This window comes from Mycobacteriales bacterium (assembly GCA_035504215.1).
GTDB lineage: Bacteria > Actinomycetota > Actinomycetes > JAFAQI01 > JAFAQI01 > DATAUK01.
This window is the reverse complement of record DATJSI010000087.1, coordinates 20671-33625: the sequence shown is the minus strand read 5'-3', so window position 1 is coordinate 33625 and position 12955 is coordinate 20671. Positions and strand designations below refer to the sequence as shown.

The 12955-nt window shown below is 71.5% G+C and carries 12 protein-coding genes and 1 riboswitch; of the genes, 7 read left to right on the top strand and 5 right to left on the bottom strand.

Translation table 11 applies throughout. From position 1 onward, the window contains the following. Positions 1-643: BMP family ABC transporter substrate-binding protein (locus VME70_10855; GenBank protein ID HTW20697.1), on the bottom strand; the 643-nt coding region annotated here is incomplete at its 3' end. 250 nt (positions 644-893) lie between these two features. On the opposite strand from VME70_10855, the gene VME70_10850 reads away from it, so the two are divergent. Together VME70_10850 and VME70_10845 are read left to right on the top strand one after the other, a co-directional pair. Beyond that, a complete protein-coding gene (locus VME70_10850) occupies positions 894-1724 on the top strand; it encodes a purine-nucleoside phosphorylase (GenBank protein HTW20696.1) in 831 nt (276 codons plus the stop codon). Beyond that, complete coding sequence (locus tag VME70_10845) at positions 1721-3406, top strand: phospho-sugar mutase (protein ID HTW20695.1); 1686 nt, start codon at positions 1721-1723, stop codon at positions 3404-3406. Before VME70_10850 ends, VME70_10845 begins: the two co-directional genes overlap by 4 nt. Positions 3407-3440: 34 nt before the next feature. Here the strand turns inward: VME70_10845 and VME70_10840 are convergent, their stop codons facing one another. The 4 genes from VME70_10840 to VME70_10825 form a co-directional block, all read right to left on the bottom strand. Next, positions 3441-4472 (bottom strand): TIGR03842 family LLM class F420-dependent oxidoreductase, encoded by a 1032-nt coding sequence (locus VME70_10840; GenBank protein HTW20694.1) that lies wholly within the window; start codon positions 4470-4472, stop codon positions 3441-3443. A gap of 19 nt (positions 4473-4491) precedes the next feature. Beyond that, a complete protein-coding gene (hydA, locus tag VME70_10835; GenBank protein ID HTW20693.1) occupies positions 4492-5913 on the bottom strand; it encodes a dihydropyrimidinase in 1422 nt (473 codons plus the stop codon). Then, the gene (locus VME70_10830; GenBank protein ID HTW20692.1) at positions 5910-6758 is read right to left on the bottom strand and encodes a nitrilase-related carbon-nitrogen hydrolase; all 849 of its coding nucleotides are present in this window, start codon (positions 6756-6758) and stop codon (positions 5910-5912) included. The genes hydA and VME70_10830 overlap by 4 nt, the downstream gene beginning before the upstream one ends. 103 nt (positions 6759-6861) lie before the next feature. After that, positions 6862-7071, bottom strand: a complete 210-nt coding sequence (locus VME70_10825; protein ID HTW20691.1) for a hypothetical protein — start codon at positions 7069-7071, stop codon at positions 6862-6864. 62 nt (positions 7072-7133) lie between these two features. After that, positions 7134-7254: riboswitch (cobalamin riboswitch) on the top strand. Between the two features lie 147 nt (positions 7255-7401). Here VME70_10825 and VME70_10820 point away from each other — a divergent pair. Genes VME70_10820 through VME70_10800 form a run of 5 tightly spaced genes read left to right on the top strand, consistent with a single transcriptional unit; the run spans position 7402 to position 12889 of the window. Next, complete coding sequence (locus VME70_10820; GenBank protein ID HTW20690.1) at positions 7402-8520, top strand: hypothetical protein; 1119 nt, start codon at positions 7402-7404, stop codon at positions 8518-8520. A 7-nt stretch (positions 8521-8527) separates the two neighbouring features. After that, complete coding sequence (locus VME70_10815; GenBank protein HTW20689.1) at positions 8528-9370, top strand: hypothetical protein; 843 nt, start codon at positions 8528-8530, stop codon at positions 9368-9370. Then, positions 9367-10497 carry a CbiQ family ECF transporter T component gene (locus VME70_10810; protein ID HTW20688.1) on the top strand — a complete coding sequence of 377 codons (1131 nt, stop codon included), beginning with the start codon at positions 9367-9369 and terminating at the stop codon, positions 10495-10497. Before VME70_10815 ends, VME70_10810 begins: the two co-directional genes overlap by 4 nt. Continuing rightward, complete coding sequence (locus VME70_10805) at positions 10494-12059, top strand: ATP-binding cassette domain-containing protein (protein HTW20687.1); 1566 nt, start codon at positions 10494-10496, stop codon at positions 12057-12059. Before VME70_10810 ends, VME70_10805 begins: the two co-directional genes overlap by 4 nt. Then, complete coding sequence (locus VME70_10800; protein HTW20686.1) at positions 12056-12889, top strand: ECF transporter S component; 834 nt, start codon at positions 12056-12058, stop codon at positions 12887-12889. The genes VME70_10805 and VME70_10800 overlap by 4 nt, the downstream gene beginning before the upstream one ends. Positions 12890-12955 lie beyond the last annotated feature (66 nt).

Here is a 12955-nt window from a genome sequence, read left to right as displayed (position 1 = left end):
TGTAGTAGCGGACGCCCGCAACCCAGCCGTCCATGTAGATCGTGACCGGCGGGATGTCCTGGCCACCGAACGTTCCGACCTTGCCGGACTTGCTCATCGCAGCCGCGAGGTAGCCACCGAGGAACGCGTCCTGGTTGGTCTCGTAGGTCAGGCCCAGGATGTTGCTGATGTTCGGCGAGTAGCTGAAGTCGACGATCGCGAACTTCTGCGACGGGTTCTTCTTCGCCGCCTTCTCGGTCGCGTTCGCCATGTCGAAGCCGACCGTGATGATGATGCCGCAGTGCCGGCCCATCAGCGTGTTGATGTTCGGCGTGTAGTCACTCGTCGAGTTCGACTGCAGGTAGGTGTAGGTCAGGCCGGGCACCTTCTGCGCCGCGACCTTGAGCCCGGCGTACGCCGAGGCGTTGAACGAGCGGTCGTTGATGCCGCCGGTGTCCGTGACCTCGCAGGCGAGGAACTTGCTCGAAGACGGCGAGGACGCCGCCGCCGCCGGGCTGCTGGCCGCGGGCGAGCTCGACGAGCCGCCGCCGCTGCCGGTCGACGTACCGCCACATGCCGCCGCGATGACGGCGACCACGGCAAACAGACCAGTGAGTGCGAACCAGCGGGTTCGCCCGCGAACGTCGTTGTCCTGAGACCTCACCAATTCCTCCTTCGAGGGCCCATCCGGTAGTGCAGTCCCCTCGACCGCACGCGGTTCTGGCTCGGTTTGGGCGCACCAACACCAGCGGCCACGTCCCGTGGTTGGTCGGTGACCATACACCCCGCCGGTGGACAGAGACAGGTCACAGTTGAATGAACACACCGCCGCGTCGCCGGGTCGGTCCCGATTGCCCGGATGCTGCCGTCCGATCACCCGATGACGCCGGCCGACTGCGGTAGCGTCGCGCAGCGTGACGGCGACCGACCTCGACACTTTTGCGGCGGCTGAGGCGGCCGCGTCCGAGCTCGCCGAGCGGACCGGCGTCGACCGCCACCAGGTCGCCGTCGTGCTGGGATCGGGCTGGCAGGACGCGGCGGACACCCTCGGCGAGCTCCGATCCGAGGTGGTCACCACCGATCTGCCCGGTTTCGTCCCGCCGACCGTGGCGGGTCACCAGGGTCGCGCCCGGTCGGTCGAGATCTCCGGTACGCCGGTGCTGGTCCTCGTCGGGCGCGTGCACCTCTACGAGGGCCGCTCACCGGCCGAGGTCGTGCACCCGGTGCGGATGGCGGTGCTCGCCGGTGCTGGCGTGGTGATCCTCACCAACGCCGCGGGCGGCATCGACCCGGCGTACCGGGTCGGGCAGACCGTCCTCATCCGCGATCACCTCAACCTCACCGGTCGTTCGCCGCTGGGCGGGCCGCCGCCTCCGGTGCGCTACGGCCCGCGGTTCGTCGACCTGACCGACTGCTGGTCGCCGCGCCTGCGTGCGCTCGCTCGAGCGGTCGACCCGGGGCTGGTCGACGGCGTCTACGCAGCGCTGAACGGCCCGCACTACGAGACGCCGGCCGAGATCTCGATGCTGCGGACCGCCGGGGCCGACCTGGTCGGGATGTCCACGGTGCTCGAGGCGATCGCGGCTCGGCATCTGTCCGCCGAGGTTCTCGGGCTCTCGCTCGTCACCAACGCGGCGGCAGGGGTGACCGGAGAACCGCTCGCGCACGGGGAGGTGCTCGAGGCGGGCGCGGCGGCCGCCCCCGGGCTCGCCCGGCTGATCTCCGACGTGATCACCCGGCTGTGACGCCGGCCGACGTCCCGGCCGGCCTGCGTGCCGAGGTCGAGGCGTGGGTCGGAAGCGATCCCGACCCGCAGACCCGCATCGAGCTGACCGGCTTGCTCGAGGCCGGGGACACCGACGCCATCGAGGCCCGGTTCGCCCACCCGCTCGCGTTCGGTACGGCGGGCCTGCGCGGCGAGCTCGGCGGCGGACCGGCCCGGATGAACCGCCTCGTGGTCCGGCGCACGACCGCGGGGGTCGCCCGGTGGGTGAGCGACCGCGGGGCTGATGCGGCGGCCGCGGGCGTCGTCGTGGGGCGGGACGCGCGGCACGGCTCGGCGACGTTCGCCGCCGACACGGTCGATGTCCTCGTGGCGCTCGGCGTCACGCCGCACGTGATCGAGGAGGCACTGCCGACGCCGATCACCGCCTTCGCGGTGCGCCACCTGGGCGCGGCCGCCGGCATCGTCGTCACCGCGAGCCACAACCCGGCCGCCGACAACGGGTACAAGGTCTACGCCGGCGACGGCTCGCAGATCATCCCGCCCGACGACCGGCTGATCGCCGAGGCGGCGGCCGCTGCCGACGTACCGGCTCCGGACCCGGAAGCCGCGGCCGCGGTGCCCGGGATCGCCGGGCAGATCCTGCCGGCGTACCGGGCAGCGGTGCTCGGAATGCTCGACCCGGCGGCGCCACGAGAGCTGCGGATCGCCTACACGCCCCTGCACGGGGTCGGCGGCAAGGTGACGCCCGGCCTGCTGGTCGAGGCCGGGTTCGAGCCGCCTCGGGTCGTTGCCGAGCAAGCCGAGCCCGATCCGGACTTTCCGACCGTGCCGTTCCCGAACCCTGAGGAGCCGGGCGCGCTGGACCTGGCGATCGCCCTCGCCGAGTCAGCGGGCGCTGACATCGTCATCGCCAACGACCCTGATGCCGACCGGCTGGCGGTGGCGGTGCCGGGGCGCGACGGTCGGTGGCGGGCCTTGACCGGTGACGAGCTCGGCATCCTGCTCGCGGACCGGCGGATCGAGGTGACCGAAGGGCCCGGCCGGCTGGTCGCGACGACGGTGGTGTCGTCCTCGATGCTCTCGAAGCTCGCCGCCGACACGGGCGTCGCCTACGAGGAGACCCTGACCGGCTTCAAGTGGATCGCACGCGCTGCTCGCAACCGCCCGGGGTATCACCTGGTCTTCGGCTACGAAGAAGCGCTCGGTTACACGATCGGCGATGTCGTCGCGGACAAGGACGGGATGAGCGCCGCGCTCGTGGTCGCGGAGATGGCCGCGATCGCCCGCGCGCGGGGCGGCAGCCTGCTCGACCGGTTGGACGAGCTGTCCGCGCGGCTCGGCGTCCACCTGACCAGCCAGTGGTCCCGGCGCGCTGAAGGCCCGGACGGCATCCAGACGCTGGCCGCGGTGGTGGACTCATGGCGGCGCGAGCCACCGACCGAGCTCGGCGGGCACGCGGTCACAGAAGTGATCGATCTCGCAAAGGGTGACCGTGGCCTGCCGCCGACCGACGGGCTGGTCGTGCGGCTCGGGCCGCACGGCAGGGTCGTGCTGCGGCCGAGCGGCACGGAGCCGAAGCTCAAGGCCTACCTGGAGGTCAGCACCGAGCCGACCGGCATGGCCGGGCTCGCGGCGGCTCGGGCAGAGGCGGCAGTACGCCTCGAGGCGCTGCGCGCCGACGTCGCCACGCGCTGCTCCTGACTCCGCCTCTCGGCGGCGGCGAGTCGGCCTCCGCTCAGGTCTTGGTGCTGGCCCGCGCGTTGACGGCCGGGATCACCTGATCGCCGTACGCCGCGAGGGTTGCGCCCTTCGCGTCGTGCTGGAGGTACAGCGCGAACTGGTCGACGCCGAGCGACCGCAGCTGCTCGAGCTGCGCGATCTGCGCGTCGACCGGGCCGAGCAGGCAGAACCGGTCGATCACCTCGTCCGGTACGAAGTCGGTGTGCTCGCTGCCGGCCTTGCCGTGCTGGTTGTAGTCGTAGCCCTGCCGGCCGGCGATGTAGTCGGACAGCGCCTTCGGCACGGCCGCGCCGTCGGCGCCGTACCTCGCGACGATGTCCGCGACGTGGTTGCCGACCATTCCCCCGAACCATCGGCACTGGTTGCGGGCGTGGTCCAGGCCGGTGTCCGAACCATCCGTGACGTACGCCGGGGCGGCGACGCAGATCGTCAGGTCGTCGGGGTTGCGGCCGGCCGCCTCTGCAGCGGTCCGCACTGCCTGGATCGACCAGGCCGTGATGTCGGGGTCGGCGAGCTGCAGGATGAAACCGTCGCCGACCTCGCCGGCGAGCGCGAGCGCCATCGGCCCGTAGGCAGCGACCCAGATCGGAAGCTGCGAGCCGGCGCCCCAGGGGAACTGCAGCCGGCTGCCCTTGTAGTCCGCCTGCCCGCCGTTGGCCAGCGGCCGGATCACCTCGATCGCCTCGCGCAGCGTCTTGAGCGACACCGGTGCGCCGTTGATGACGCGAACCGCCGAGTCGCCCCGGCCGATCCCGCACACGGTCCGGTTGCCGAACATGTCGTTGAGGGTCGCGAACAACGACGCGGTGACGGTCCAGTCCCGCGTGGCGGGGTTCGTGACCATCGGGCCGACCTTCATCCGATGGGTCGCGGAGAGCACCTGGCTGTAGATGACGAACGGCTCCTGCCACAGCAGGTGCGAGTCGAAGGTCCACATGTGCGTGAAGCCGTACTGCTCGGCCTCACGAGCAAGGTCGACCACCCGCCACGCGGGCGGGTCGGTCTGCAGTACGACGCCGAAGTCCATGAGCTTTGGTGTCCCGTCTCTAGATGAGGTTCTGGGACAGGCCGCGCTTCACGAACTGGCCGTGCGACTTGTCGCCCGTGTAGTTGCCGTCGTCGACGATGACGCGACCGCGCGACATCACGACGTCGACGTGCCCGTCGATCTCGTAGCCCTCCCACGCGGAGTAGTCCATGTTCATGTGGTGGGTGCGGCCCTCGCCGATGCCGATGCTGGTGTGGCCGTTCGGGTCGTAGACAACGATGTCGGCGTCGGCGCCCGGGGCGATCACGCCCTTGCGGCCGTACAACCCGAACATCCGCGCCGGCGACGCACAGCAGACGTCGACCCAGCGCTCCAGCGAGATCCGGCCGTCGACGACACCTTGGTAGAGCAGGTCGATCCGGTGCTCGACCGAGCCGATGCCGTTGGGGATCTTCGCGAAGTTGCCGATCCCCATCTCCTTCTGGTCCTTCATGCAGAACGGGCAGTGGTCGGTCGACACGGTGGTGACGTCGCCGGTGCGGAGGTAGCGCCACAGCTCGTCCTGGTGGCCCTCGGCGCGCGACCGCAGCGGCGTCGAGCACACCCACTTCGCACCCTCGAAGCCCGGCGCACCGAGGTTCTCCTCGAGCGAGAGGTAGAGGTACTGCGGGCAGGTCTCGCCGAAGACGTTCTGCCCGGCGTTGCGCGCCTCGGCGATCCGCTCGAGCGCCTGCTTCGCCGAGACGTGAACGACGTACAGCGGAGCCCCGGTCATGTCGGCGAGCATCACCGCACGGTGGGTCGCCTCCTGCTCGGTCTGCCAGGGCCGCGTCACGCCGTGGTAGTACGGCGCGGTCTCGCCGCGGGCCAGCGCCTGCTGCACGAGTACGTCGATCGCCGAACCGTTCTCGGCGTGCATCATGATCAGCCCGCCGTTGCCGGCCGCGGCCTGCATCGCCTGGACGATCTGGCCGTCGCTGGAGAGGAACACGCCGGGATACGCCATGAAGAGCTTGAAGCTGGTGACACCTTCGTCGATCAGGGCGTCCATCGCCTTCAGCGAGTCGTCGTCGACCTCGCCGATGATCTGGTGGAACGCGTAGTCGATCGCGCAGTTGCCGCCGGCCTTGTCGTGCCAGAGCGCGAGCTGGTCCAGCACTCTCTGACCGTGCGCCTGCACGACGAAGTCGACGATCGTCGTCGTACCACCCCATGCCGCGGCGCGAGTGCCGGTCTCGAAGGTGTCCGAGGCGTAGGTCCCGCCGAACGGCATCTCCATGTGCGTGTGACCGTCGACGCCGCCCGGGATGACGTACTTCCCGGACGCGTCGATCACCCGCTCCGCGGAGGCGGCCAGGTCGCCGAGCGCGCCCGACCCCGGCGCGAGGACCGCGGCGATCCGCTCGCCGTCGACGAGGACGTCCTGCTCGGCCGAGCCGGTCGAGCTGACCACCGTGCCGCCCTTGATGAGAACGGTCACGGTGCGCTCGTCTTCGTGTAGGAGTCGGGGCGCCGGTCGCGGTAGAACTGCCAGTCGTTGCGCGCGTGCAGGATCTCGTCGAGGTCGAGGTCCCGGATCACCAGCTCCTCCTGGTCGGTCGACGCGACGTCACCGACGTAGGTGCCGCGCGGGCCGACGAAGTAGCTCGACCCGTAGAACTTCACCGCTTCGTCGCCGAACTCCTCCGACTCGATCCCGATCCGGTTGTTGGCGGCGATGAAGTACTGGTTGGCCGCGGCCGCGGCCGGCTGCTCGATCTCCCACAGCCGGTTCGACAGTCCGGGCTTGGTCGCGGACGGGTTGAACACGATCTGGGCGTTGTTCAGCCCGAGCTCGCGCCAGCCCTCGGGGAAGTGCCGGTCGTAGCAGATGTAAACGCCGACCCGGCCGACCGCGGTGTCGAACACCGGATAACCGAGATTGCCGGGCCGGAAGTAGAACTTCTCCCAGAACTGCGGCAGGTGCGGGATGTGGTGCTTGCGGTAGCGGCCGAGCAGGCTGCCGTCGGCGTCGATCACCGCCGCGGTGTTGTAGTACTCCCCCTCGTTGGCGACCTCGTAGATCGGCAGCACGATGACCAGGCCGAGCTCCTTGGCGAGGGCCTGGAAGCGCTCGGTCGTCGGCCCGGGGATCGGCTCGACGTAGGAGTAGTACTTCTGGTCCTGGACGATCCCGAAGTACGGCCCGTAGAACAGCTCCTGGAACCCGATGATCTGTGCGCCGGCGGCGGCAGCGTCGCGAGCCAGCGCTTCGTGACGCTTGATCATCGTGTCCTTGTCACCGGTCCAGGCGACCTGGGTAATGGCAGCTTTGACAACACTCATCCGCGCATCTTCCCCTCACCACCCGCCCGGCTTCAAACCCGGCGACCCACCCACGCTCTTCCGTGAGCGAGGGTTTGGGCGGCGGCTCTTCGAGCCGCGCGGCTTACTCCGCGTGCAGGCTCATCGGGCCGTAGACCTCGCGGCCGTCCTCGAGGAGTACAACGGCGTCGACGCCCGCCGCGAGCAGCTGGCGCCAGCTCTCGCCCAGCCAGGTCTCCGCGTCGCCCTGGGTCGGGAAGTTCTCGGTCATCGGCGCGTCATCCGGATCGAGGACGTCGCCGGCCTCGTTCTCATACCGCCAGGTCCAGCCCACCGCGCCACGGTAGTGGCATCCGCGCACGCCACCCCCGCGTTGACGCCGCCGACACGGGTGTGATCCGATCGGGAGGCAATCGCCGTGGGCGGGGGAAGCCGGTCGAAGTCCGGCGCTGACCCGCAACCGTAGGCCTCGATCCTGAGGCGAGCCGGGATACCCGCGTTCGGCGAGGGCTCCATGACAACCGTCGAGGAACGCGGGCGGAGCCCGGGCGACACCGCCCGTCAACCGCCCTCTCGTCGTAGCCGATCGGCTGCGCCGCGAGGGCGTTCGCGTGCCGGAGGTGGCTCGGAGCCGACCCCGCGTCCTCGCCCACCAGGAGGACGCGTGAACCTGATCCGACGTACCGCCGTGCTGGCGGCCCTGAGCGGGGTCGCGGTCGCCTCGCTCGGCGCCACCGGCTCGGCCATTGCCCGACCGAAGGCCCCCGCCGCCGCACACCACGCGACGAAGACGAAGCGCCCGGCCGCCGCGGCCGCCGGCTTCCTTGCCCGGTCGCTGATCGGCAAGCACCACGACCATCTCGACGGCAGCTACGTCTCCGGCAAGAAGACCATCGTCTATGTCAACTACGGCGAGACGGCCGACGCGATCTTGTCGATGGATGCGGCGCACGTCGCGCAGGCCGCAGCCGCGCGAGCGACTCGCTACCTCGAAGCACACGTCAAGGCCTACGCCGGCCATTCCGTTGCGACCTACGACCCCGGAGCATTCGGCAAGCTGCTGCTGGTTGCCGAGGCGCAGCGGGTCGACGTGCACTCCTTCGGCGGGCTGAACCTGGTCAACGCGGTCAAGGCGACGGAAGGCGTTCGCGGCGCAGCGCCGGGCGAGTTCCAGCAGAACCAGAAGGGCACCAAGCCGAGCTTCGATTACTTCTCGACGGTCGGGCAGGCGCTCGCCGTCCTCGGCCTGGCGAACAGCCCGCACGCTGCCGACGCTCCCGACGCCGCCGCGGTCAGCTTCCTTGCCGCCCAGCAGTGCGGCGACGGCGGCTACCCGACCGAGCTGGAGTCCGACCCGGCCACCGCCTGCAAGGCGGTCAAGGACGTCGACTCGACCGGGTACGCCGTCCAGGCGCTGCTCGCTGCGCGCGACCACACAGCAGCGACGCTCGGGCTCACCTGGCTGAAGCGGGCCGAGCACAGCGGCGGCGGGTTCGGCACGCCGGCGAACGCCAACTCGACCGCACTCGCGGTGCAAGCGCTGATCGCGGGCGGCAAGAGCGCGACCAAGCCGCAGAAGTGGCTCGAGAAGCACCAGGTGGGGTGCACGGGCCGGGTCGCCCGGCGCGGCGCGGTGAGGTACCAGGGCAGCTACGACGCCGCCGCCTTACTCGCCACCAGCCAGGCGGCGCAGGCCCTGGCCGGCAAGCCGCTTGCACGGATCACCAAGACCGGAGCCGCCAAGGCCGCTCCGGTGCTGGCCTGCACGGCGAAGCGGAAGTAAGGAGTCCATGACCGGTTCGCGCCATCGGCTCGCGCTCGGCCTGGCAGTCGCTGCAGTAGCGACCGTCATGCCCGGCGCGGCCGTGGCCGCGGACCGCTCGACCGCGCCGCACGCGGCCGGTAAAGCAACGACGATCTGCGTCGCACTCGTCGTCGACGCCCGCTCGCTCGGCAGCGACGTCAGCACGAGCTGTGCGAAGGTCCATAAGGGCGCGACCGGAGTCGACGTGCTGCAGGCCGCGGGTCACAGCGTCGGCTTCCGCAGCGACGGGCTGCTCTGCACGATCGACGGGTTGCCGAAGTCCGGCTGCGCGGACATCGACGACACCCACTACTGGGCGTACTTCCACCGCGCCCCCGGCTCGACGAAGTGGGTCTACAGCAGCGAGGGCCCGTCGACGTACCAACCGGTGAACAAGTCCACCGAAGGGTGGGTGTACGACGACGGCACGCCGCGCACACCGGACAACGTGCCGTACGCCGAGATCTGCAAGCCGGCAGCGAGCGCGTCCCCGACTGCGTCGCCGTCCCCGCATCCATCGGCCCATCACTCGCAACCGAGCTCGTCGCCGAGCGCTGCCGTCTCGAGCCGGACCGCCGCGCCGTCCGCGTCGCCGCCGACCAAGCACAGGAGCAAGGGTCGAGGTTCCGATCACCGTTCGAAACCGCGGATGCACGCAACGCCGGCCGGCTCGGCACCGAGCGCGAGCCCTTCGAGCGTCGTGCTGTCCGGGACGGTCCGCGCCGCCGGCCACACCGACTGGATTCCGATCGTCATCGGCCTGGTCGCCATCGCCGTGATCGGCGGGCTCGCAGTCCGGCGGTTCCGGCGTTCGGGACGGCTGCCGTGACCGGGCACCGGCTGCCGCGGATGCTGCACCCCGGTGCCTGGTGGCTCTGGGCGGCCGCCCTCGCGGTCGCGGCCAGCCGCACGACCAACCCGATCCTGCTGGTGGCGATCGTCGCGATCACGGGGTACGTCGTCGCGGCGCGGCGACCGGCGACGCCGTGGAGCGCGTCGTACGCGATGTTCCTGAAGGTCGGATTGCTCGCGATCGTCATCCGGGTCGCGCTCTACGCGCTGCTGGGCAGCCAGCCGGGCGCGCACGTCATCGTCCGGCTGCCCGTGCTCCCGTTGCCGTCCTGGATGGCAGGAGTGCGGATCGGCGGGCCGATCACGCTGGAGGGCGTGCTCGCCTCGTCGTACGACGGCCTGCGGCTCGGCGTCATCTTCTGCTGCATCGGCGCTGCCAACGCGCTGACCAGCCCGCGCCGGCTGCTGAAGTCGCTGCCCGGCGCGCTCTACGAGGCCGGCGTCGCGATCACGGTCGCCCTCGCAGTCGCCCCGCAAGCGGTGGCCGCGGTCGGCCGGCTGCGCACCGCGCGGCGGATCCGCGGCCGCTCCGACCGCGGTCTGCGCCGGATCCGCGGCATCGCGATCCCGGTGCTCGAGGGCGCCCTCGAACGCTCGGTGGACCTAGCGGCGGCGTTGGACGCCCGCGGTTTCGGCCGGCGAGGCGCGACGCCGGCGGCAGTCCGGCGGGCCACGGCAGGGCTCACGCTCATCGGGTTGCTGGCAATGGTCGCGAGCAGCTACGGGCTGGTCGAGCGGTCGGCTCCGAGCGGGCTCGGCGTACCGCTGCTCGTCGTCGGCGCTGCGCTGACCGCGGCCGGCTTCGCCCTCGGCGCCCGCCGCGGCGGCCGGACCCGCTACCGACCCGACCCGTGGCGCTGGCCCGAGTGGCTGGTCGCGGGGACCGGGCTCGCCGCCGCGGTTGCACTGTGTCTCGGGCCGGCGTCCGCACTCGCGCCGTCCACGTCCCCGTTGGTTGCGCCCGGACTTCCGCTGCTGCCCGCGCTCGGCCTGCTGCTCGCGCTGCTACCGGCGTGGGTTGCACCGCCGCTGCCTCGCCCGCGCCCGATCCGCCCAAGCCGGCCGGCGCCAGCCGCTCAACCCAGCGTGGTGGGGGTCGGATGATCAGCTTCGAGGACGTCACCGTCACCTATCCCGACGCCGCCTGGCCCGCGCTCGAGCACATCTCCTTCGACGTGACCGAGGGCGAGCTGGTCCTCGTGATCGGCCCGACCGGCGCCGGCAAGTCGACGCTGCTCAAGTGCGTCAACGGCCTGGTGCCGCACTTCACCGGCGGTCGGCTGGCCGGCCGAGTGCTGGTCGCGGGTCGGGACACCCGGACGTCACCTCCGCGCGAGCTGGCCGACGTGGTCGGGTACGTCGGGCAGGATCCGCTCGCCGGGTTCGTCACCGATGTCGTCGAGGACGAGCTGGCATACGGCATGGAGTCGCTCGGCATCGACCCCGCGGTGATGCGGCGGCGCGTGGAGGAGACGCTGGACCTGCTCGGCCTGTTCGAGCTGCGGGACCGCACGTTGCTGTCACTGTCGGCCGGCGAGCAGCAGCGGGTGGCGATCGGGTCGGTGCTCGCCGTACATCCCGCCGTGCTGGTCCTCGACGAGCCGACCTCGGCCCTCGACCCCGCCGCCGCGGAGGACGTGCTCGCCGCGATGACCCGGCTGGTTCACGACCTCGGGATGACGGTGCTGATCTGCGAGCACCGGCTCGAGCGTGTGGTGCAGTACGCCGACCGGATCGCCCTGCTCGGCCCGGAAGGCATCCGCACCGGGCCGCCCGCCGACATCCTTCGCGACAGCCCGGTGGCGCCACCGATCGTCGACCTCGGCCGGCTGGTCGGCTGGTCGCCGCTGCCGCTGTCCATCCGCGACGCGCGGCGCGCCGCTGCCCCCCTACGCGAAACCCTCGAGCGGCACGTCGGCGCTCCCCTCTCCCGCACCGCGACCGAGCCGGTGGCGCGCGCCCACGGGCTGGTCACGTCGTACGACGGCGTTCCCGTGCTCCGCGCGATCGACCTGGACCTGCACCCGGGCGAGGTGCTCGCGGTGATGGGCCGCAACGGCGCGGGCAAGTCCACGCTGCTCGCGACGATGGCTGGCATCCGCCGGCCGGCGGCGGGATCGGTCACGGTCAGCGGACGGGTCGGACTCGTCCCGCAGGAGCCGGCCGATCTGCTGTGGGCCCAGAGCGTCGATGCCGAGTGCGCGGACGCCGACCGGGACGCGGGCAGCAGCGCGGGCACAACGCGTGCCCTACTCGACGACCTCGCCCCCGGCGTCGAGGGCGGGCAGCACCCGCGCGACCTGTCCGAGGGGCAGCGCCTCGCGCTGGTCCTCGCCGTCGTACTCGCTGCCGAACCCGCGGTCCTGGCGCTCGACGAGCCCACCCGCGGGCTGGACTACGCAACCAAGCGCCGGCTGATCGCGATCCTGCGACGGCTCGCGGGCAGCGGGCACGCGGTCGTCGTGGCGACGCACGATGTCGAGCTGGTCGCCGAAGTCGCCGACCGGATGGTCGTGCTCGCGGACGGCGAGATCGTGAGCGACGGACCCGCCCGCGAGGTGGCGGTGGCGTCACCGGTGTTCGCGCCGCAGGTGTCCAAGGTGCTCGCGCCGTTGCCACTGCTCACCATCGGCGACGTCCAGCTCGCGATGGCGGCCGCGCAGTGAGCACGGTGCCTGCCCGGGCGGTCGCTGCGGTCCGAATCCGGCCGCGGTCGGCACTGGCACTGGTTGCCGCGTCGGTGGTCGGCCTCCTGGGCTTCGGCTGGCCGTTGCTCGACTCGCGGCTCGCCGGTCAGAGCTCGGCCGACGCGCACGCCGGCGATGCGCCGTGGCTGTTCATCGCGCTGCTCGCGTTGCTGCTCGCGGTCGTGCTCGCGGAGGTCAGCGAGCACGGCATCGATGCGAAGGCGGTCGCCGTTCTCGGCGTGCTCGCCGGCTGCGGCGCGGCGTTACGGCCGCTGTCCGGCGGCGCGACCGGCTTCAGCTTCGTGTTCTTCCTGCTGATCCCTGCCGGGCGGGTGTTCGGGCGGTCATTCGGGTTCGTGCTCGGAGCGATCACCCTGCTCGCCTCGGCGCTCCTGACCGGCCAGGTCGGGCCCTGGCTGCCGTTCGAGATGCTCGGCTGCGCGTGGACCGGATTCGGCGCCGGCTGCCTGCCGGCGGCGCGCGGCCGGGTCGAGCTGGCGATCCTCGCGGCGTACGGCGCGGTCTCGGGCCTGCTCTACGGGCTGGTGCTCAACCTGTCGTTCTGGCCGTTCGCGCGCTACCTGCCGAGCCAGGTCGCGTTCGAGCCGGGTGCACCGATCGGCGACAACCTGATCCGCTGGATCCGGTTCGACCTCACCAGCTCGCTCGGCTTCGACATCCCGCGTGCCGTGGGTAACGCCGTACTCGTGCTCGCCCTCGGCGGCCCGGTGCTCGCCGCGCTGCGACGGGTCGCCCGCCGCGCCGCCTTCGACGCCCCGGTCGCCTTCGACACCCCAAGCCGTTCGTGATCTTGACGTTGGAGGCGCATAACTCATGGGTTATGCGCCTCCAACGTCAAGATCACCGAAAAGCTG